15 protein-coding genes and 1 tRNA gene are annotated in these 20,653 nt (G+C 69.4%); 10 read left to right on the top strand and 6 right to left on the bottom strand.

Going from position 1 to position 20,653, the window contains the following annotated elements:
- Positions 1 to 213: 213 nt before the first annotated feature.
- On the bottom strand, positions 214 to 2,940 hold the full coding sequence (gene polA / locus ACIBBH_RS02245; protein WP_399401029.1) for a DNA polymerase I: 2,727 nt from the start codon (positions 2,938 to 2,940) through the stop codon (positions 214 to 216).
- A gap of 236 nt (positions 2,941 to 3,176) precedes the next feature.
- Between polA and ACIBBH_RS02240 the strand changes: the two genes are divergently transcribed.
- The 7 genes from ACIBBH_RS02240 to ACIBBH_RS02210 all read left to right on the top strand — a co-directional run bounded on the left by ACIBBH_RS02240 (position 3,177) and on the right by ACIBBH_RS02210 (position 12,091).
- Positions 3,177 to 5,456 (top strand): FdhF/YdeP family oxidoreductase, encoded by a 2,280-nt coding sequence (locus ACIBBH_RS02240; protein WP_399401027.1) that lies wholly within the window; start codon positions 3,177 to 3,179, stop codon positions 5,454 to 5,456.
- A gap of 49 nt (positions 5,457 to 5,505) precedes the next feature.
- Entirely contained in the window at positions 5,506 to 5,976 is a 471-nt protein-coding gene (locus ACIBBH_RS02235) for a PaaI family thioesterase (RefSeq protein WP_399401025.1), read from the top strand.
- 443 nt (positions 5,977 to 6,419) lie between these two features.
- Positions 6,420 to 7,628: a branched-chain amino acid ABC transporter substrate-binding protein gene (locus ACIBBH_RS02230; RefSeq protein ID WP_399401474.1), complete on the top strand. Its 1,209-nt coding sequence runs from the start codon at positions 6,420 to 6,422 to the stop codon at positions 7,626 to 7,628.
- 109 nt (positions 7,629 to 7,737) lie between these two features.
- The gene (locus tag ACIBBH_RS02225; protein WP_399401023.1) at positions 7,738 to 8,676 is read left to right on the top strand and encodes a branched-chain amino acid ABC transporter permease; all 939 of its coding nucleotides are present in this window, start codon (positions 7,738 to 7,740) and stop codon (positions 8,674 to 8,676) included.
- A 5-nt stretch (positions 8,677 to 8,681) separates the two neighbouring features.
- The gene (locus tag ACIBBH_RS02220; RefSeq protein WP_399401472.1) at positions 8,682 to 10,463 is read left to right on the top strand and encodes a branched-chain amino acid ABC transporter permease; all 1,782 of its coding nucleotides are present in this window, start codon (positions 8,682 to 8,684) and stop codon (positions 10,461 to 10,463) included.
- Positions 10,464 to 10,469: 6 nt separating this feature from the next.
- Positions 10,470 to 11,378: an ABC transporter ATP-binding protein gene (locus tag ACIBBH_RS02215; RefSeq protein ID WP_399401021.1), complete on the top strand. Its 909-nt coding sequence runs from the start codon at positions 10,470 to 10,472 to the stop codon at positions 11,376 to 11,378.
- A complete protein-coding gene (locus tag ACIBBH_RS02210; RefSeq protein WP_399401019.1) occupies positions 11,375 to 12,091 on the top strand; it encodes an ABC transporter ATP-binding protein in 717 nt (238 codons plus the stop codon). Before ACIBBH_RS02215 ends, ACIBBH_RS02210 begins: the two co-directional genes overlap by 4 nt.
- Before the next feature lie 72 nt (positions 12,092 to 12,163).
- Here ACIBBH_RS02210 and ACIBBH_RS02205 read toward each other — a convergent pair whose 3' ends face one another.
- The gene (locus tag ACIBBH_RS02205; RefSeq protein ID WP_399401017.1) at positions 12,164 to 12,820 is read right to left on the bottom strand and encodes an ANTAR domain-containing response regulator; all 657 of its coding nucleotides are present in this window, start codon (positions 12,818 to 12,820) and stop codon (positions 12,164 to 12,166) included.
- 98 nt (positions 12,821 to 12,918) lie between these two features.
- Between ACIBBH_RS02205 and ACIBBH_RS02200 the strand changes: the two genes are divergently transcribed.
- Positions 12,919 to 12,993 (top strand) — tRNA-Leu (locus ACIBBH_RS02200).
- Between the two features lie 116 nt (positions 12,994 to 13,109).
- Positions 13,110 to 13,343 carry a hypothetical protein gene (locus ACIBBH_RS02195; RefSeq protein WP_399401015.1) on the top strand — a complete coding sequence of 78 codons (234 nt, stop codon included), beginning with the start codon at positions 13,110 to 13,112 and terminating at the stop codon, positions 13,341 to 13,343.
- 21 nt (positions 13,344 to 13,364) lie between these two features.
- Here the strand turns inward: ACIBBH_RS02195 and pyk are convergent, their stop codons facing one another.
- Positions 13,365 to 14,801, bottom strand: coding sequence for a pyruvate kinase (gene pyk / locus ACIBBH_RS02190; RefSeq protein ID WP_399401013.1), 1,437 nt, complete (start codon positions 14,799 to 14,801; stop codon positions 13,365 to 13,367).
- Positions 14,802 to 15,027: 226 nt separating this feature from the next.
- Positions 15,028 to 15,711 carry an SIMPL domain-containing protein gene (locus ACIBBH_RS02185; protein ID WP_399401011.1) on the bottom strand — a complete coding sequence of 228 codons (684 nt, stop codon included), beginning with the start codon at positions 15,709 to 15,711 and terminating at the stop codon, positions 15,028 to 15,030.
- A gap of 149 nt (positions 15,712 to 15,860) precedes the next feature.
- On the opposite strand from ACIBBH_RS02185, the gene ACIBBH_RS02180 reads away from it, so the two are divergent.
- Positions 15,861 to 17,666 carry a bifunctional metallophosphatase/5'-nucleotidase gene (locus tag ACIBBH_RS02180; protein WP_399401009.1) on the top strand — a complete coding sequence of 602 codons (1,806 nt, stop codon included), beginning with the start codon at positions 15,861 to 15,863 and terminating at the stop codon, positions 17,664 to 17,666.
- A 130-nt stretch (positions 17,667 to 17,796) separates the two neighbouring features.
- Here the strand turns inward: ACIBBH_RS02180 and ACIBBH_RS02175 are convergent, their stop codons facing one another.
- Complete coding sequence (locus ACIBBH_RS02175; RefSeq protein ID WP_399401008.1) at positions 17,797 to 19,218, bottom strand: lysine N(6)-hydroxylase/L-ornithine N(5)-oxygenase family protein; 1,422 nt, start codon at positions 19,216 to 19,218, stop codon at positions 17,797 to 17,799.
- Positions 19,215 to 20,573, bottom strand: a complete 1,359-nt coding sequence (locus ACIBBH_RS02170; protein WP_399401007.1) for a pyridoxal phosphate-dependent decarboxylase family protein — start codon at positions 20,571 to 20,573, stop codon at positions 19,215 to 19,217. The genes ACIBBH_RS02175 and ACIBBH_RS02170 overlap by 4 nt, the downstream gene beginning before the upstream one ends.
- Positions 20,574 to 20,653: the final 80 nt, after the last annotated feature.

The following is a 20,653-nucleotide window of genomic DNA, read 5'->3' as shown; positions in this document are numbered from 1 at the left end:
CTCCCGGCGGGGCCTGGGTGGGGATTGTGCGGGTGACCTGGGAAAAGGGGGTGCGCTGGGCCGGCGCCGCCGGGATGCGCCGTTGTGGTGGCCCGCCGTGACGGCGGAGACACGGGCGCGCGGCGATCGGGAATTGCGGCTCCCTCATGCGGCCGGCGGAGAGGGCGTTGCCGGGAACATGGCCGGAACGCCCCTCCGTCGAGCCGTCGACTGCTAGTGCGCGGCGGACTCCCAGTCCGGGCCGACGCCGACCGAGACGTCCAGGGGGGCCCTGAGGCTGACCGCGCCGGCCATCTCGCGGCGGACGAGTTCCTCCACGGTCTCACGCTCGCCGGGGGCGATCTCCAGGACGATCTCGTCGTGGACCTGGAGGAGCATGCGGGACTTGAGGCCGGCCTCGCGCAGCGCCTGGTCCACCTTGAGCATGGCGATCTTGACGATGTCGGCCGCCGTGCCCTGGATGGGCGCGTTGAGGGCCATGCGCTCGGCCGCCTCGCGGCGCTGGCGGTTGTCGCTGTTGAGGTCGGGCAGGTAGCGGCGGCGACCGAAGAGCGTCGCCGTGTAGCCGGTCGCCCGGGCCTCGTCGACGGCTCTGCGCAGGTAGTCCCGGACGCCGCCGAAGCGCTCGAAGTACGCGTCCATCAGGGCGCGGGCCTCGGCCGCCTCGATGTTCAGCTGCTGGGACAGCCCGAAGGCCGACAGCCCGTACGCCAGGCCGTACGACATCGCCTTGATCTTGCGGCGCATCTCCGCGTCCACCGCCGAGGGGGCGACGGAGAACACCTGCGCGGCCGCGGTGGTGTGCAGGTCCTCACCCGATGTGAACGCCTCGATCAGGCCCGCGTCCTCGGAGAGGTGGGCCATCACGCGCAGTTCGATCTGGCTGTAGTCGGCGGTCATGAGGGACTCGAAGCCGTCGCCGACCACGAAGCCGCGGCGGATCGCCCGGCCCTCGTCCGTGCGGACCGGGATGTTCTGCAGGTTCGGGTCCGTGGAGGACAGGCGGCCGGTCGCGGCCACCGTCTGGTTGAAGGTGGTGTGGATGCGGCCGTCGCCCGCGATCGTCTTGATCAGGCCCTCGACCGTGACCCGGAGCTTCGCCTGCTCGCGGTGGCGGAGCATGATCACCGGTAGTTCGTTGTCCGTCTGGGTCGCCAGCCAGGCCAGGGCGTCGGCGTCCGTGGTGTAGCCGGTCTTCGTCTTCTTCGTCCTGGGCAGGGCCAGCTCGCCGAAGAGGACCTCCTGGAGCTGCTTGGGCGAGCCGAGGTTGAACTCGTGCCCCGCCGCCGCGTGCGCCTCCTTCACCGCCTGCTGCACCGCACCCGCGAACGTCTGTTCCATCGCTTCGAGGTGCGCCCGGTCGGCCGCGATGCCGTGCCGCTCCATGCGGGCCAGCAGCGCGGAGGTGGGCAGCTCCATGTCCCGCAGGAGGTCGGCCGCGCCCACTTCCTGAAGGCGGCCCTCGAAGGCCTCGCCCAGGTCGAGGACCGCGCGGGCCTGGATCATCAGCGCCTCCGCCTCGGCGCCGTCGTCCGCGCCGAAGGCCAGCTGGCCGTCGGCCGCCGCGGCGGGGACCAGCTCGCGGTGCAGGTACTCCAGGGACAGGGCGTCCAGGTCGAAGGAGCGGCGCCCCGGCTTGACCAGGTACGCGGCGAGCGCGGTGTCCATGGCCACGCCCTCGACGGACCAGCCGTGCTCGGCGAAGACGCGCATGGCGCCCTTGGCGTTGTGCAGGACCTTGGGCCGGTCCGCGTCGGCGAGCCAGGCCGCGAACGCGTTCTCGTCGGTCTCGTCCAGCTCGGCCGGGTCGAACCAGGCCGCGGCCCCGTCGGCGGCGGCGAGCGCCACCTCGGCGACCGAGCCGGCGCCCAGCGCCCAGGCGTCGACGGTGGCGACACCGAGCGTCCGCGTACCGTGCTCGGCGAGCCACGCGGCGAGCTCACCGGTGCCGAGGACCGTGCCGTCCAACTGCACGCCGTCCGTTTTGATCGGAGTGGTCTCGGCCTCCTCCGCGCCGGGGTCGACGGCGAAGAGCCGCTCGCGCAGGGACGGGTTGCGGATCTCCAGGGTGTCCAGGATCATCGCGACGGCCTTGCGGTCGTACGGGGCCCGCTCCAGGTCGGCGACCGCCTTGGGCAGCTCGACCCGGCACTCCAGCTCGGTGAGCCGGCGGTTGAGCTTGACCGCCTCCAGGTGGTCGCGGAGGTTCTGCCCGGCCTTGCCCTTGACCTCGTCGACGCGCTCGACCAGCTCCGCGAACGAACCGAACTGGTTGATCCACTTGGCTGCCGTCTTCTCGCCGACGCCGGGGATGCCGGGGAGGTTGTCGGAGGGGTCGCCGCGCAGCGCCGCGAAGTCCGGATACTGGGCGGGCGTCAGGCCGTACTTCTCGAAAACCTTCTCCGGGGTGAACCGGGTCAGCTCCGAGACACCCTTCGTCGGATACAGCACCGTCGTGTGCTCGGAGACCAGCTGGAAGGAGTCGCGGTCGCCGGTGACGATCAGCACCTCGAAGCCCTCGGCCTCGGCCTGGGTGGCGAGGGTGGCGATGACGTCGTCCGCCTCGTACCCCTCGACGGCGAAGCGCTGCGCGTGCATCGCGTCGAGCAGCTCACCGATCAGCTCCACCTGACCCTTGAACTCGTCCGGTGTCTTGGAGCGGTTCGCCTTGTACTCCGTGAACTCCTCGGAACGCCAGGTCTTGCGGGAGACGTCGAACGCCACCGCGAAGTGCGTGGGGGCCTCGTCACGCAGGGTGTTGGCCAGCATCGACGCGAAGCCGTAGATCGCGTTCGTCGGCTGGCCCGTCGCGGTCGTGAAGTTCTCCGCGGGCAGCGCGAAGAACGCGCGGTAGGCCAGCGAGTGCCCGTCCATGAGCATCAGCCGGGGTCGGGTGCCGCCGGGGGTCTTGTCGGTCGTCTTCGATGCTGTCTCTGCCACGCCCCCGATCCTGCCACGCCCCACTGACAGTCCGGGCCGGGGTGCTGCGCCGGCTTCCGCGGCGGACAGGAAGGGACGCCCCCTCTCTCCGTCTCCGTCCCGTGACGAGCCCCGCTCGGCAGCCGCCCCGCGCGACCGACGCTCACGCCCCCACTCAGCCCGCCGCCGGGCATTGTCACTGCCGCGTGCGAGGATCGGTGCCGCATGGCACACACGCAGTCGAAGGGGAGCGCGCGATGGCGACGAAGCCGCCCAAAGGGGATCCGGTTCAGGACGCGCCGCAGGTCGCGCAGCCCAAGCACGCGGCGGCGGGGCTCCCGGCCATCGGGCACACCCTGCGCATCGCCCAGCAGCAGATGGGCGTGAAGCGCACCGCGCTGACACTCCTGCGCGTCAACCAGAAGGACGGCTTCGACTGCCCGGGCTGCGCCTGGCCCGAGCCGGACCATCGGCACACGGCGGAGTTCTGCGAGAACGGCGCGAAGGCGGTGGCCGAGGAGGCGACCCTGCGCCGGGTCACCCCCGAGTTCTTCGCCGCGCACTCCGTCGCCGACCTCGCCGGCCGCAGCGGTTACTGGCTCGGCCAGCAGGGCCGGCTCACACACCCCATGTACCTGCCCGAGGGCGGCGAGCACTACGAGCCGGTCAGCTGGGAGCGTGCCTTCGCCATCATCGCGGAGGAGATCACCGCCCTCGGCTCTCCCGACGAGGCCGTCTTCTACACCTCGGGCCGGACGAGCAACGAGGCCGCGTTCCTCTACCAGCTCTTCGCGCGCGAGCTGGGCACGAACAACCTTCCCGACTGCTCGAACATGTGCCACGAGTCGTCGGGTTCGGCGCTGAGCGAGACCATCGGCATCGGCAAGGGCAGCGTCCTGCTGGAGGACCTCTACAAGGCCGACCTGATCATCGTCGCCGGGCAGAACCCCGGGACCAACCACCCGCGCATGCTCTCGGCCCTGGAGAAGGCGAAGGCGAACGGCGCGAGGATCATCAGCGTCAACCCGCTGCCCGAGGCCGGCCTGGAGCGCTTCAAGAACCCGCAGACTCCCCAGGGCATGCTCAGGGGCGCCGCCCTCACCGACCTGTTCCTGCAGATCCGCATCGGCGGCGACCAGGCGCTCTTCCGCCTCCTCAACAAGCTGATCCTGCAGACGCAAGGCGCGGTCGACGAGGACTTCGTCCGCGAACACACCCACGGATACGAGGAGTTCGCCGACGCCGCCCGCGCCGCCGACTGGGACGAGACGCTCACCGCGACCGGTCTCACGCGCGCGGAGATCGAAGAAGCCCTCGGCATGGTCCTGGCCTCCGAGCGCACGATCGTCTGCTGGGCCATGGGGCTCACCCAGCACAAGCACTCCGTCCCGACCATCCGCGAAGTGGTCAACTTCCTGCTCCTGCGCGGCAACATCGGCCGCCCGGGCGCGGGCGTCTGCCCGGTGCGCGGTCACTCGAACGTGCAGGGCGACCGCACGATGGGCATCTTCGAACGCCCGGCCCCGGCCTTCCTGGACGCCCTGGAGAAGGAGTTCGGCTTCGCGCCCCCGCGCGAGCACGGCTACGACGTCGTACGGGCCATCCGCGCGCTGCGCGACGGCGAGGCGAAGGTCTTCTTCGCCATGGGCGGCAACTTCGTCTCCGCCTCCCCCGACACCGAGGTCACCGAGGCGGCCATGCGGCGCGCCCGGCTGACCGTGCACGTGTCGACCAAGCTCAACCGCTCGCACGTCGTCACGGGCGCGCGTGCCCTGATCCTGCCGACGCTCGGCCGCACCGAGCGCGACGTGCGGGGCGGCGGCGAGCAGTTCGTGACCGTGGAGGACTCCATGGGCATGGTGCACGCCTCGCGCGGCCGTCTGCAGCCCGCGAGCGAGCACCTGCTGTCCGAGCCGGCCATCGTGTGCCGCCTCGCCCGCCGCGTGCTCGGCGAGGACAGCAGGGTGCCGTGGGAGGAGTTCGAGAAGGACTACGCGAGGATCCGTGACCGCATAGCGCGCGTGATCCCCGGATTCGAGGACTTCAACACCCGCGTGGCCCGCCCCGGGGGCTTCGCCCTGCCGCACGCCCCCCGCGACGAGCGCCGCTTCCCCACGGCCACGGGCAAGGCGAACTTCACCGCGGCCCCGGTGGAGTACCCCCGACTGCCCGAGGGCCGCCTCCTGCTCCAGACGCTGCGCTCGCACGACCAGTACAACACCACGATCTACGGCCTCGACGACCGCTACCGGGGCATCAGGAACGGCCGCCGGGTGGTCCTGGTCAACCCCGAGGACGCGCGGAGGCTCGGCGCGGCCGACGGGTCGTACGTCGACCTGGTCGGCGAGTGGCGGGACGGCGTGGAGCGGCGGGCACCCGGCTTCCGGGTCGTGCACTATCCGACGGCCCCGGGCTGCGCGGCGGCGTACTACCCGGAGACCAACGTCCTGGTCCCGCTCGACGCCACCGCGGACACCAGCAACACCCCGGCCAGCAAGTCCGTCGTAGTACGTCTGGAACAATCAGCGACCGACTGAGCGTTTGCTCAGCCGACAGACAGGTGCACGACGAACGGAGCCGGGCCCCATGGGCGAGCAGCAGAACGTGAAGTTCCCGCAAGAGGTCCTCGACGAGTACGCCGCGCTCGGCATCGACCTGCAGGCTCTGTTCTCCGCAGGGCACCTCGGCACGCGGATGGGCGTGCAGATCACCGAGGCATCGGCCGACCGGGTCGTGGGGACCATGCCGGTGGAAGGGAACACACAGCCGTACGGCCTGCTGCACGGAGGCGCCTCCGCGGTGCTGGCGGAGACACTGGGCTCGGTCGGCGCCATGCTGCACGGAGGCAGCTCGAAGATCGCCGTGGGCGTCGACCTCAACTGCACGCACCACCGGGGCGTGCGCTCCGGGCTGGTGACCGGCGTGGCAACACCGGTGCACCGGGGGCGGAGCACCGCGACGTACGAGATCGTGATCAGCGACGAGAAGGGCCGACGGGTGTGCAGCGCACGGCTGACCTGTCTGCTCCGGGACGTCCCGGGAGCCGAAAAGTCGTGAGTGCCCCACCGACCGAACGTCCGTGAACACGGATCCTACCCCCTTGACGGCGTAACGCTGCGTAACACAGGTGCAATACAGCGACAGGCCATCACCCGTGACGGCAGGCCGTCCCCGGGCCCGTCCGGACCGCTTCCAGGGGCCTGCGACCAGGCAGGCCCCTCCGCCGAGCCCACGGCCGAGCGGAAGTGCACGTTCTCAAAATGTGGACCGAGAGGAAATTCCGCCAAAACGGCCGAGACGCTCCAGCGCCCGACTTCACCGTCCACCTCGTCATAACAAGAAAGTCACAAGCCAGCGCACTGCGATGCCCATGTCTACACACCGGGCTTAGAGTCACGGCCAGTCACCGCTCCATCGGGAGTTAGGTACCGGCACCGCATCCCCCGTCCCCGCAGGGGCGGACGTGCCTGCGGAAAGGACTGATTGTGCGACAGCGTTCTCTGGTGATTCTTACCTCCGTGCTGACCACCGGAGCTCTGACTCTCACCGCCTGCGGCTCCCGCGACGACAACAGCAAGAGCGGCGACAGCGGCAACGTCACCGTCACCATCGGCGTCGACGCCCCGCTGACCGGTCAGAACTCCGCCACCGGCCTCGGTATCCAGTACGGCGCGCAGATCGCCGTCGACGACGCCAACAAGAACAAAACCGTCCCCGGCGTCACCTTCAAGATCAAGGCCCTGGACGACAAGGCGATCCCCGCCACCGGCCAGCAGAACGCCACCCAGCTGGTCTCCGACAAGGACGTGCTCGGCGTGGTCGGCCCGCTGAACTCCGGCGTCGCGACCCAGATGCAGCAGGTCTTCGCCACCGCCAACCTGGTGCAGATCTCCCCGTCCAACACCGCCCCCGAGCTGACCCAGGGCAAGAACTGGCAGACCAAGAAGGTCCGCCCGTTCAAGACCTACTTCCGCACCGCCACCACCGACGCCCTCCAGGGCGCCTTCGCCGCCGACTACGCCTACAACGGCCTCAAGAAGAAGAAGGCCTTCGTCGTCGACGACAAGCAGACCTACGGCGCCGGACTCTCCAAGATCTTCAAGGAGCAGTTCATCAAGCAGGGCGGCAAGGTCATCGGCACCGACCACGTCAGCGTCGGCGACCGCGACTTCTCCACCCTCGTCACCAAGATCAAGAACTCCGGCGCCGACCTGCTCTACTACGGCGGCCAGTACGACGAGTCCGAGGTCCTGACCAAGCAGCTCAAGGACGGCGGCGCCGACATCCCGCTCTTCGGCGGCGACGGCATGTTCACCCCGACCTACATCAAGACCGCCGGCAAGGCCGCCGAAGGCGACCTCGTCACCTCCATCGGCGTCCCCGTCGACACCCTGCCCGCCGCCAAGGACTTCGTCGCCACCTACAAGGCCAAGAAGTACCCCGGCGACTACGGCACCTACGGCTCGTACTCCTACGACGCCGCCACCGCCATCATCAAGGCCGTCGGCCAGGTCGTGAAGGACGGCAAGGTCCCCTCCGATGCCCGCGCCCAGATCGTCGACGCCGTCCAGAAGACCGCTTTCGACGGCATCTCCGGCAAGATCGCCTTCGACGAGTTCGGCGACACCACCAACAAGCAGCTGACCGTCTACCAGGTCACCAAGGGCGAGTGGAAGTCCGTCAAGAGCGGCGTCGCCAACCCGAAGTAGCCGATCCCAGCACTCCGCACCACCAGGGCCGCGCGGCGCAGACCACCGTCACCGCGCGGCCCGCCTTCTACCTCCCCCTTGACTCTCCCCACCACATGGAGGCCATGCGGTGAACACCCTGCCGCAGCAGCTGGCCAACGGGCTGTTCCTCGGCTCGATGTACGGTCTGATCGCCATCGGCTACACGATGGTGTACGGAATCGTCCAGCTCATCAACTTCGCCCACGGCGAGATCTTCATGACCGGCGGCTTCGGCGCGCTCACGGTCTACCTCGCCCTCCCGGACGGCATATCCATGTGGATAGCGCTGCCACTGATGCTCCTCGGCGGCGCACTCGTCTCCGTCCTCATCGCGGTCGGCGCCGAACGCTTCGCCTACCGGCCACTACGCGGAGCACCACGCCTCGCACCACTCATCACCGCCATCGGCCTCTCCCTCGCCCTGCAGCAGGCCGTCTTCAACTGGTACAACTACCACGGCGACGCCAAGTCCGCCCGCGTCTTCCCCCAGCTCCCCTTCGGGCCCTACCACCTCGGCTCGCTCACGATCCAGAGCGGTGACGTCTTCCTCATCATCGCCGCCCCCATCTGCATGGCCATCCTGGCCTTCTTCGTCCGCCTCTCCCGCACCGGCCGCGCCATGCAGGCCACCGCCCAGGACCCGGACACCGCGCAGCTGATGGGCATCGACACCAACCGCATCATCGTGATCGCCTTCGCCATCGGCGGCTTCTTCGCCGCCGTCGCCGGCCTCTCCTACGGCCTGAAGTACGGCTCCGTCGCCTACGACATGGGCTTCATCGCCGGCCTCAAAGCCTTCACCGCCGCCGTCCTCGGCGGCATCGGCAACATCTACGGCGCCATGCTCGGCGGCCTCGTCCTCGGCCTCGCCGAAGCCATGGCCACCGCCTACATCGCCGACATCCCCGGCATGCAGCAGCTCGGCGGACAGGGCTGGGCGGCCGTGTGGGCCTTCGTCCTCCTCATCCTCGTACTCCTCTTCAGGCCACAAGGCCTGCTCGGCGAACGCGTCGCGGACAGGGCGTGAGCAGCATGACCGACACCACCACCAACACCACGGCCGCGGCCGGGCGCGGGCCCGTCCCGCTGCCGCAGTCCGCCGCCCGCCTGCTCATCGCGGCCGGCGCCGCCGGCACCATCGCCAGCACCTTCCTCAGCTGGACCTGGACCCCCGACTTCCCGGGCGACCTGACGGTCTACGGCTACCCCGCGGGGCTCCAGATCCTCGCGCTCGTGGGCGGTGCCCTGACCCTCCTGTTCGCCCTCACCCTGTGGGACGTGCCGGGACTGCGCTGGCTGAACCCCGGGAAGGCCACCTCCCCCGTCCTGCTGACGGCCCTGTCCGCCTTCGCCGTCTGCTGGTTCACCGCCATCGCCATCGCCGTCGACCTCGGCGGACTCGTCAACCTCGAACCCGGGGCCTACGTGGCGGCCGTGGCCTCCGCACTCCCCGTCGTGGGCGCCCTCGCGCTGCCCCACCCCGACCCCGAGGCCGGCATCCGCGGCTACCTCAGCAAGCCCGACCAGCCGCGCCCCGGCACGCTCTCCCCGCTCGCCGAGCGCGCCGTCATCACCACCGGCACCGCCCTCGCCCTGATCGCCTTCACCTACGGCATCGGCATCGACAACGACGCCAGCGAGACCTTCATCGGCTACATCCTCCTCATCCTCTTCGCCGCCTGGGGCCTCGTCCACACCGGACTCCTGGACCGCTATGCGACGATCTCCGCCCGGCACAAAGGTTTCGCCGCCGCGCTCGCCTTCGCCGCCGCCGTGATCTTCCCCTTCACCCAGAGCGACGACCACAACGCCAACATCGGCGCGAACATCCTCATCTTCGCCACCGTCGCCCTCGGCCTGAACATCGTCGTCGGCCTCACCGGCCTGCTCGACCTCGGATACGTCGCCTTCCTCGGCGTCGGCGCCTACGCCGCCGCCCTCGTCTCCGGCTCCGAGTACTCCCGGTTCGCCGGCGTGCACTTCCCGTTCTGGGCCGCCGCCCTCACCGGCATGGCCGCCTCACTTGTCTTCGGCGTCCTCATCGGCGCGCCCACCCTGCGACTGCGCGGCGACTACCTGGCCATCGTCACCCTCGGCTTCGGTGAAATCTTCCGCATCACCGTCAACAACCTGGACGGCGACTCCGGCCCGAACATCACCCGAGGCCCGAACGGAATCACCCAGATCCCCGACCTCAACATCTTCGGGATCAACCTGGGCGACTCCCACGACATCGCCGGATTCACCCTCGGCCGCTTCGCCAACTACCTCTTCCTGATGCTCATCGTCACGGCCATCGTCGTACTCGTCTTCACCCGCGCCGCCGACTCCCGCATCGGCCGCTCCTGGATCGCCATCCGCGAGGACGAGACCGCCGCCACCGCCATGGGCATCAACGGCTTCCGCGTCAAGCTCGTGGCCTTCGCCCTCGGCGCCTCCCTCGCCGGACTGGCCGGCACCGTCATGGCTCACGTCAACTACAGCGTCAACCCGCAGCCCTACCAGTTCGCCGGCGCCGCCCCGCCCAACTCGGCCTTCCTGCTGGCCGCCGTCGTCCTCGGCGGCATGGGCACCGTCAGCGGCCCCCTCCTCGGCGCCAGCGTGCTCTACCTGGTCCCCGAAAAGCTCCAGTTCCTGCAGAACTACGAGCTCTTCGCCTTCGGCCTCGCGCTGATCCTGCTGATGCGCTTCCGCCCGGAGGGCATCATCGCCAACCGCCGCCGCCAGCTCGAATTCCACGAGACCGGCCAACTCGACGTACCAGAACAGACGACGCTGACCGACGAACCGGCCGTCACCAAGGCAGGGGCGTAAAGAACGATGACAACCACGTCCACTCCCGTACTCGAAGCCCGTGACGTCACCATGCGCTTCGGCGGCCTCACCGCCGTCCGCTCCGTCGACTTCACGGTCAACAGCGGCGAGATCGTCGGCCTGATCGGACCGAACGGCGCCGGAAAAACCACCTTCTTCAACTGCCTCACCGGCCTGTACGTACCGACCGAGGGCACGGTCTCGTACAAGGGCACCGTCCTGCCGCCCAAGCCGCACCTGGTGACACAGGCGGGCATCGCCCGCACCTTCCAGAACATCCGGCTGTTCGCGAACATGACGGTCCTCGAGAACGTCCTCGTGGGCCGCCACACGCGGACCAAGGAAGGCCTCTGGTCCGCCCTGCTGCGCGGGCCCGGCTTCCGGAAGGCCGAGAAGGAATCCGAGGCGCGGGCCATGGAACTCCTGGAATTCGTCGGCCTGGCCGCCAAGCGCGACCACCTCGCACGCAACCTGCCCTACGGCGAGCAGCGCAAGCTGGAGATCGCCCGGGCGCTCGCCTCCGAACCGGGCCTGCTGCTCCTCGACGAACCGACGGCCGGCATGAACCCGCAGGAGACCCGGGCCACCGAGGACCTCGTCTTCGCCATCCGGGACAAGGGCATCGCCGTCCTCCTCATCGAGCACGACATGCGCTTCGTCTTCAACCTCAGCGACCGCGTCGCCGTCCTCGTCCAGGGCGAGAAGCTCGTCGAGGGCACCTCCGACGTCGTCCAGGCGGACGAACGCGTGATCGCGGCCTACCTCGGCGAGCCCTTCGAGGGCGACCCCGGCCAGGCCGAGGTCGCCGAGGTCGAAGCCGCCGAAGCCGCCGCCGAGACGGCACCGGCCGACACCGACACCGATGCGGAGAGCACCAACAGCAGCACCAGCAGCACCAAGGGAGAAGCCCAGTGACCGCTCTGCTCGAGGTCGAGGACCTCAGGGTCTCCTACGGCAAGATCGAAGCCGTCAAGGGCATCTCGTTCAGCGTCGAGGCCGGCCAGATCGTCACCCTCATCGGCACCAACGGCGCAGGCAAGACGACGACCCTGCGCACGCTGTCGGGCCTGCTGAAGCCCACCTCCGGGAAGATCGTCTTCGACGGCAAGCCGCTCAGCGGCGTCCCCGCCCACAAGATCGTCGCCCTCGGGCTCGCCCACTCCCCCGAAGGCCGGCACATCTTCCCGCGCCTCACCATCGCCGAGAACCTCCAGCTCGGCGCCTTCCTCCGCAAGGACAAGGAAGGCATCGAAAAGGACATCCAGCGGGCGTACGACCTCTTCCCGATCCTGGGCGAGCGTCGCAAGCAGGCCGCGGGCACCCTCTCGGGCGGTGAGCAGCAGATGCTGGCCATGGGCCGGGCGCTGATGTCCCAGCCCAAGCTGCTGATGCTGGACGAGCCGTCGATGGGCCTGTCCCCGATCATGATGCAGAAGATCATGGCCACCATCGCCGAGCTGAAGTCCCAGGGCACCACGATCCTGCTGGTCGAACAGAACGCTCAGGCGGCGTTGTCACTGGCCGACCAGGGCCACGTCATGGAGGTCGGCAACATCGTCCTGTCGGGCAGCGGGCAGGACCTGCTGGTCGACGAGTCCGTGCGGAAGGCGTACCTCGGCGAGGACTAGCCCCCACACGCGCGTACGACGAGGCCCGCCCTCCGAAATCGGAGGACGGGCCTCGTCCACGTACCGGGCCGGTCAGCCCCTGGCGGCCTTCTTCTCCTCGCTGTCCGCGATGACCGCCTCGGCGACCTGCTGCATCGACATCCGGCGGTCCATCGAGGTCTTCTGGATCCAGCGGAACGCCGCCGGCTCGGTCAGCCCGTACTCCGTCTGGAGGATCGACTTCGCCCGGTCCACCAGCTTGCGCGTCTCCAGCCGCTGGGTGAGGTCGGCGACCTCCTTCTCCAACTGCCTGAGCTCGTTGAACCGCGAGACGGCCATCTCGATCGCCGGGACGACATCGCTCTTGCTGAACGGCTTCACCAGGTACGCCATGGCACCGGCGTCCCGGGCCCGCTCCACCAGGTCGCGCTGCGAGAACGCGGTGAGCATCAGCACCGGCGCGATGGACTCCTCGGCGATCTTCTCCGCCGCCGAGATGCCGTCCAGCTTCGGCATCTTCACATCCAGGATGACCAGGTCGGGCCTGTGCTCGCGGGCCAGCTCCACGGCCTGTTCCCCGTCCCCGGCCTCGCCCACGACGGAGTACCCCTCCTCCTCCAGCATCTCTTTCAGATCGAGCCGGATCAGGGCCTCGTCCTCGGCGATGACGACACGGGTCGTCAGCGGAGGCACGTGCGACTTGTCGTCGTCGGGCACGTCTACGGGCTGGGGCGACTCGGGGGCGGTCACGGGGGCTCCTCGTTCAGGGGCAGGTACTGCTGACAAGAGCCTACCTAGCTGCGGTAAGGTAGTGGGCACGGAGTCGGGGTTGACCTTCGATTCCTTGGGCCCCGGTAGTCCAATTGGCAGCAGACAATGGTCTCAAACACCATACAGTGTGGGTTCGAGTCCCACCCGGGGCACTTTTCTTTCGATTCCAAGGTTGCGGATCAATAAGCGGATGTCCACATTCTCGTGAACATCCGCTTTTCGCTGCGTGTCACCGCGATCACTCTCACAGAGTGGCCGCATGTACGACGTGAGCACACGCAAGCGAGCTCTCGCCCTGGTCCCAGGGCCCCGCATGGCGCCCCCAGACCCTGGACCACCTTCCGACAAGTCGGACGACATCCGGAAGCTGTTCACGGACACCCTCGACAAGGTCGGCGTCGAGTGGACCACTCTCGCTCGCGGCAGCGACCCCTTCAACATCCCCGTCGCCCGCAAAGCCTCCGTGACCCTCATGGGCACCCACGTAGGCCCCAGGCACTGAAAGGCCTGGGGCCCGCGCCCCCTACTCGGGGCTGTCGTCCTCGCCGATGTGGTGCACCCGGACCATGTTCGTCGAACCGGAGACGCCGGGCGGCGAGCCGGCCGTGATGACCACGATGTCGCCCTTCCGGCAGCGGCCGTACTTCAGCAGCAGCTCGTCCACCTGGTCGACCATCGCGTCCGTGGCGCCGGCGTTGGGGCCGAGGAAGGTCTCGGCGCCCCAGGTGAGGCTGAGCTGGGAGCGCGTCGCCGGTTCGGGGGTGAAGGCGAGGAGGGGAATGGGCGAGCGGTAGCGGGAGAGGCGGCGGGCGGTGTCGCCGGACTGGGTGAAGGCGACCAGGTATGTGGCGCCGAGGAAGTCGCCGATCTCCGCGGCGGCGCGGGCGACCGCTCCGCCCTGGGTGCGGGGTTTGTTGTTCTCGGTCAGCGGGGGCAGTCCCTTGGCGAGGAGGTCCTGCTCGGCCGCTTCGACGATCTTGGACATGGTCCGGACGGTCTCCACGGGGTATGTGCCGACGCTGGTCTCGCCGGAGAGCATCACCGCGTCGGTGCCGTCGATGACCGCGTTGGCCACGTCCGAGGCCTCCGCCCTGGTGGGGCGGGAGTTGTCGATCATGGAGTCGAGCATCTGTGTCGCGACGATCACCGGTTTGGCGTTGCGTTTGGCGAGTTTGATCGCGCGTTTCTGGACGATGGGGACCTGTTCCAGGGGCATCTCGACGCCCAGGTCGCCGCGGGCGACCATGATGCCGTCGAAGGCAGCGACGATGTCGTCGATCGCGTCGACGGCCTGTGGTTTCTCGACCTTGGCGATGACCGGGAGGCGGCGGCCTTCCTCGTCCATGATCCGGTGGACGTCCGCGATGTCCTTGCCGCTGCGGACGAAGGAGAGGGCGATGATGTCGAAGCCGGTGCGCAGCGCCCACCGCAGGTCGGCCTCGTCCTTTTCGGAGAGCGCGGGGACGGAGACGGCGACGCCGGGGAGGTTGAGGCCTTTGTGGTCGGAGACCATGCCGCCTTCGACGACCGTGGTGTGAACGCGCGGGCCGTCGACGGCGGTGACCTCCAGGCAGACCTTGCCGTCGTCCACGAGGACGCGTTCACCGGGAGTGACGTCGTCGGCGAGGCCGGAGTAGGTGGTTCCGCACTGGTGGCGGTCACCCTCGGCGTCCGGTTCGACGGTGATGGTGAAGGAGTCGCCGCGTTCAAGGAGTACGGGGCCTTCGGTGAAGCGGCCGAGTCGGATCTTCGGGCCCTGAAGGTCGGCGAGGGTCCCGACGCTGCGGCCGGTCTCGTCGGAGGCCTTTCGCACGCGCTGGTAGCGCTCCTCGTGCTCGGCGTATCCGCCGTGGCTGAGGTTGAATCGGGCGACGTCCATTCCGGCCTCGACCAGTGCCTTGATCTGGTCGTATGAGTCGGTGGCGGGTCCCAGGGTACAGACGATTTTTGCTCGGCGCATGAATCGAGCCTAGGCCTTACCCGCTGGTAGAGAATTCGTGGGGGTGTGACTACTGAACGACCCTTGGATGAAGGTCTGTTGACAAGTGTTGAATTGTGCGACCGGCTGCTCGGATGAGCATTTTGAAATCCTGGAAAGGGTTACCCACGGCCATGGAGAATGAGCGGCCGGTCACTCGTGCGGGCGTTTTCGGGTAGCCGTGCTCCGCTGTCCTGAAACGCCTGGGTCACAACTGCGGTGGTGTGATGGTGAACTGGGCGCTGACCTGAGCGGTGACGTGGAGGCGCTGCGGTTCGAGGTCGAGGGGTTCAGCGGGCTCGGTGGCGGCGGAGAGGGCGACGCGCTGGGCGCTGCGCGCGAAGGCGGCTCGGGTGGGGCGGGGGCGTTCGGTGCCGGTGTCGGCGAGTTCGATCAGGGCGGCGAGGGTGGTGCCGAGGGCGTCGGCGTATTCGCGGGCGCGTTGGACGGCTTCGCGGACGGCTTGCCGGCGGGCTTCGCGGTGTACGGGTGAGTCGGGGCGGAGCGCCCACCAGGGGCCGTCGACGCGGGTGAGTTCGTGGTCGGCGAGGCGGGTGGTGAGTTCGCCGAGGGCGGTGAAGTCGGTGAGTTCGGCGGTGTGCTGGACGCGGCCGTGGTAGGCGCGGACGCGTTCGCCTCGGCCGTGTTCGGTGAGTTCGGGTGTGAGGGTGAAGGCTCCGGTGGCGAGGTGTTCGACGGCGTTTCCGTAGGACTTGATCAGGTCGAGGACTGCGGTGTTGCGGCCGGTGAGGTCGTCGAGGGTGGTACGGCGGTCGCGGCCGCGGGCGCTGACGGTGACGCTGATGCGGGCGATGTCGGGCTCGACTTCCAGCTCTGCCTCGCCGCGGACGGTGAGGAGCGGGGTGTCCGGGGTGCCGTGGGGGGTGGCCATACGTCCCACTCTGTCATGTCTTTCCTGGTTGGGGGCTTGGAGTTGACCGATTAGGTCACCGGATCGAAACCTCCCGGACCTGTTGTGGCCGGTCATGAGCAGGTCAGAATCTACGCGCGTCATTGACCATTCGCCGAGGAGAACGAGACATGCCGTTGAACCGCCGGAAGTTCCTGAAGAAGTCCGCCGTGACCGGGGCGGGGGTGGCGATCGCCGGCGCGGCGGCGGCTCCGGCGGCGGAGGCGGCCGAGGGGCGGAAGCCCGGGAAGCGGCCCAAGCGTTACTCGCTCACCGTCATGGGTACGACGGACCTGCACGGGCACGTCTTCAACTGGGACTACTTCAAGGACGCGGAGTACTCCGACAAGGCGGGCAACGCGATGGGCCTGGCCCGTATCTCGACCCTGGTGAACCAGGTGCGCGAGGAGAGGGGCCGCTGCAACACGCTGCTGCTGGACGCGGGTGACACGATCCAGGGCACTCCGCTGACGTACTACTACGCGAAGGTGGACCCGATCACCGCCGAGGGCGGCCCGGTGCACCCGATGGCGCAGGCGATGAACGCGATCGGCTACGACGCGGCGGCCCTGGGCAACCACGAGTTCAACTACGGCATCGAGACGCTGCGCCGGTTCGAGGAGCAGCTCCGCTTTCCGCTGCTGGGCGCGAACGCGCTGGACGCGAAGACGCAGAAGCCGGCCTTTCCGCCGTACTTCATCAAGGAGTTCCGTGTGCCGGGTGCGCCGCCGGTGAAGGTGGCCGTCCTGGGTCTGACCAACCCGGGTATCGCGATCTGGGACAAGGCGTATGTGCAGGGGAGACTGACGTTCCCGGGTCTGGAGGAGCAGGCGGCGAAGTGGGTGCCGAAGCTGCGTTCGATGGGCGCGGACGTGGTGGTGGTGTCGGCGCATTCCGGTTCCTCGGGTACGTCGTCGTACGGTGACCAGTTGCCGTACGTGGAGAACGCGGCCGCGAATGTCGCCAGGCAGGTGCCGGGCATCGACGCGATCCTGGTGGGGCACGCGCACGTGGAGATCCCGGAGCTGAAGGTCGTCAACGAGGCCACCGGGAGGACGGTCGTGCTGTCGGAGCCGTTGTGCTACGCGGAGCGTCTCACTCTCTTCGACATCGAGCTGGTGTTCGGCAAGGGTGGGTGGGAGGTGGAGTCGGTGGCCGCCTCGTTGCTGAACTCCAACTCGGTCGCCGACGACCCGAAGATCACCAGGTTGCTGACGGACGAGCACGCGAAGGTCGTGGAGTACGTCAATCAGGTGGTCGGTACCGCGACCGAGACGCTGACCACGGCCGAGGCCCGCTACAAGGACGCCGCGATCATCGATCTGATCACCAGGGTTCAGGAGGACGTGGTCAGGGCGGCGCTGGCGGGCACGGAGTACGCCTCGCTGCCGGTGATCGCGCAGGCCTCGCCGTTCTCCCGCACGTCGGAGATCCCGGCCGGTGACGTGACGATCCGGGACCTGTCCGGTCTGTACGTGTACGACAACACGCTGGTCGCGAAGTTGATGACGGGTGCGCAGGTCCGGGCGTATCTGGAGTACTCGGCGGAGTACTTCGTCCGGACGGCCGCGGACGCGGCGGTGGACGTGGAGAAGCTGACCAACGCGAACGGCCGCCCGGACTACAACTACGACTACGTCTCGGGCCTGAAGTACGAGATCGACATCGCCCAGGCGGCCGGTTCGCGGATCAAGAACCTGACCTTCAACGGGGCCGCTCTGGAAGACGCCCAGCAGTTCGTGCTCGCGGTGAACAACTACCGTGCCAATGGCGGTGGCGCGTTCCCGTACGTCGCCTCGGCCAAGGAGCTGTGGTCGGAGTCGACGGAGATCCGTACCCGGATCGCGGAGTGGGTGACCGCGAAGGGTGTGCTGGATCCGAAGGACTTCGCGTCGGGGGACTGGAAGCTCACGCGGAACGGCACGCCTGTCTTCTAGGCGGTCACGGTTTCAGCAGGGACGGGTCGACGGCGGCGGCGATGTCGCCGACGACCTGGTCCCCGGCGGGGCCGTCCGCGAGAGCAGCGCAACACGGTTGCCGCCCCGCGTCTTCCGCGGTTGGTGATTCTTACCGTTCCTCGACGAGGGGGGTGAGGGTCCGCTCCGGTTGACGTGCGGCGGCGACCTGGGGCTGCGGGTCGAGGCCGAAGGTGGTGAAGGCCGTGCGTGTGGGCAGCGGGTAGGGGTCTTTGCCGGTCAGGGAGTTGAGGATGGTGGCGCTGCGCCAGGCGGCGAGGCCGAGGTCGGGGGCGCCGACGCCGTGGGTGTGGAGTTCGGCGTTCTGCACGTACACCGATCCGGTGACGCAGGGGTCGAGGACCATGCGGAAGTGTTCGTCGATGCGCGGGCGTTCGGCGCTGTCGCGGCGCAGGTAGGGGTCGAGGCCGGCGAGGAGGCGGCCGAGGGGGCGTTCGCGGTAGCCGGTGGCGAGGACGACGGCGTCGGTGGTGAGGCGGGAGCGGGTGCCTTGCTGGATGTGTTCGAGGTGGAGTTCGAGCTTGCTGGTGGCGATGCGTCCGGCGGTGCGGACGTGGACGCCGGGGGTGAGCACGGTGTCGGGCCAGCCGCCGTGCAGGGTGCGGCGGTAGAGCTCGTCGTGGATGGCGGCGATGGTGTCGGCGTCGATGCCCTTGTGGAGCTGCCATTGGGAGGCGACGAGCCGGTCGCGGACGGGTTCGGTGAGGGTGTGGAAGTAGCGGGTGTAGTCGGGGGTGAAGTGTTCCAGGCCGAGCTTGGAGTACTCCATGGGTGCGAAGGCCTCGGTGCGGCCGAGCCAGTGGAGGTGCTCGCGGCCGGCGGGGCGGTGGCGGAGCAGGTCGAGGAAGACCTCGGCGCCGGATTGTCCGGAGCCGACGACGGTGACGTGGCCGGCGGCGAGGATGGTGTCGCGGTGGTCGAGGTAGTCGGCGGCGTGGATGACGGGGACGCCGGGGGCCTCGACCAGGGGTTTGAGCGGGTCGGGTACGTGGGGTGCGGTGCCGGTGCCGATGACGATGTTCTTGGTGTGGGTACGGCCGAGGGCCTGGGCCTCTCCGTCGGTGTCGAGGTGGGTGAAGTCGACCTCGAAGACGTCGTGTTCGGCGTTCCAGCGGACGGCGTCGACCTGGTGGGAGAAGTGCAGTCCGGGGACGTTCTCGGAGACCCAGCGGCAGTAGGCGTCGTATTCGGCGCGCTGGATGTGGAAGCGTTCGGCGAAGTAGAAGGGGAAGAGCCGGTCGCGGGCTCTGAGGTAGTTGAGGAACGTCCAGGGGCTGGCGGGGTCGGCGAGGGTGACCAGGTCGGCGAGGAAGGGGACCTGGATGCGCGCGCCGTCGATGAGCAGGCCGGGGTGCCAGTCGAAGCCGGGGCGTTGTTCGTAGAAGACGGTGTCGAGTTCGGCGAGCGGGTGGGCGAGGGCGGCGAGGGAGAGGTTGAACGGTCCGATGCCGATGCCGACCAGGTCGCGTGGTGCTTCGGGCTCGTGGCGTGGGGGGATGGGCGTCGGGCTCATCGGGGGGTGGTTCCTTCCACGAGCTTCAGGAGGTGGGTCAGGTCGTCGGGCCCGGTGTGGGGGTTGAGGAGGGTGGCCTTGAGCCAGAGGCGGCCGTCGAGGCGGGCCCGGCCGAGGACGGCCCGGCCTTCGTGGAGCAGTCTGCGCCGTACGTCGGCGACGGCGCCGTCGGTGGCCGTCGTGGGCCGGAACAGGACGGTGCTGATGACGGGCCGGTCGTACAGTTCGAAGCCGGGGTGGTCCTGGACAAGGGCGGCGAACTGGCGGGCGCGGGCGCAGACCTGGTCGGTGAGGGCGCCGAGGCCGGTGCGGCCGAGGGTCTTGAGGGTGACGGCGATCTTGAGGATGTCGGGGCGGCGGCTGGTGCGCAGGGACCGGCCGAGCAGGTCGGGGTGGCCGGCTTCGGTGTCGTCGTCGGCGTTGAGGTAGTCGGCGCGCTGGTGCAGGACGGTGAGGTCGCGGGGGCGGGCGACGGCGAGGAGGCCGGCGGCGACCGGCTGCCAGCCGAGTTTGTGCAGGTCGAGGGCGACGGTGTGGGCGGCTTCGAGGCCGGCGAGCTTGTCCCGGTGCCGGTCGCTGAAGGCGAGGCCCGCGCCATAGGCGGCGTCGATGTGCAGGCGGGCGCCGTGGGCGGCGCACAGGCCGGCGATCTCGGGGAGCGGATCGATCAGGCCGGCGTCGGTGGTGCCGGCGGTGGCGGCGACGAGCAGGGGGCGCGGGAGCCGGGTGAGGGCCTCGTCGAGGGCGGCGGGGTCGAGGGTGCCGCCCGGGGCGGGGACGACGACCGGGTCGGGCAGGCCGAGCAGCCAGGCGGCGCGGGGCAGGGAGTGGTGGGCGTTGGCGCCGTGCACCAGCCGGACGCTGCCGCCGTGCGCCTCGCGGGCGAGGAGCAGGGCGAGTTGGTTGGCCTCGGTGCCGCCGGTGGTGACGAGTGAGTCGGCCAGGCCGATCTCCTGGGCGAGGGCGCGGGTGACGAGGGCTTCGAGGGCGGAGGCGGCGGGGGCCTGGTCCCAGGAGTCGAGGGAGGGGTTGAGGGCGCTCGCGGCGAGGTCGGCGGCGGTGGCGACGGCGAGGGGCGGGCAGTGCAGGTGGGCGGCGCACAGGGGGTCGGCGGGATCGGCGGAGCCTGCGGCGAGGGCGTGTACGAGGGTGCGCAGGGCGTCTGGGTCGCCGTCGTCGGGCAGGACGTCGCCCATGGCGTCGGTGATCCGTGCGGCGACGGCCTCCGGTCCGCCCGCGGGCAGCGGGCCGCCGCGCGACCGGCCGCCCTGGTGCAGGGCGTCGAGGACGGTGTCGAGCAGGGGGCCGAGGGCGGCGGGGCCGTCGGGTCCTGAGGCGAGGGGCGGCAGGCTCATGGGCTCTCCTCCGGGGCGCGGGCGAGGGGGCATCCGCGGCGGTGGTTGCAGCGTGTACGCGGATGGGGCGGCGCGTCCGA

It is taken from the genome of Streptomyces sp. NPDC051636, assembly GCF_044453765.1.
Classification (GTDB): domain Bacteria; phylum Actinomycetota; class Actinomycetes; order Streptomycetales; family Streptomycetaceae; genus Streptomyces.
This window is presented reverse-complemented; position numbering and strand designations above follow the sequence as displayed.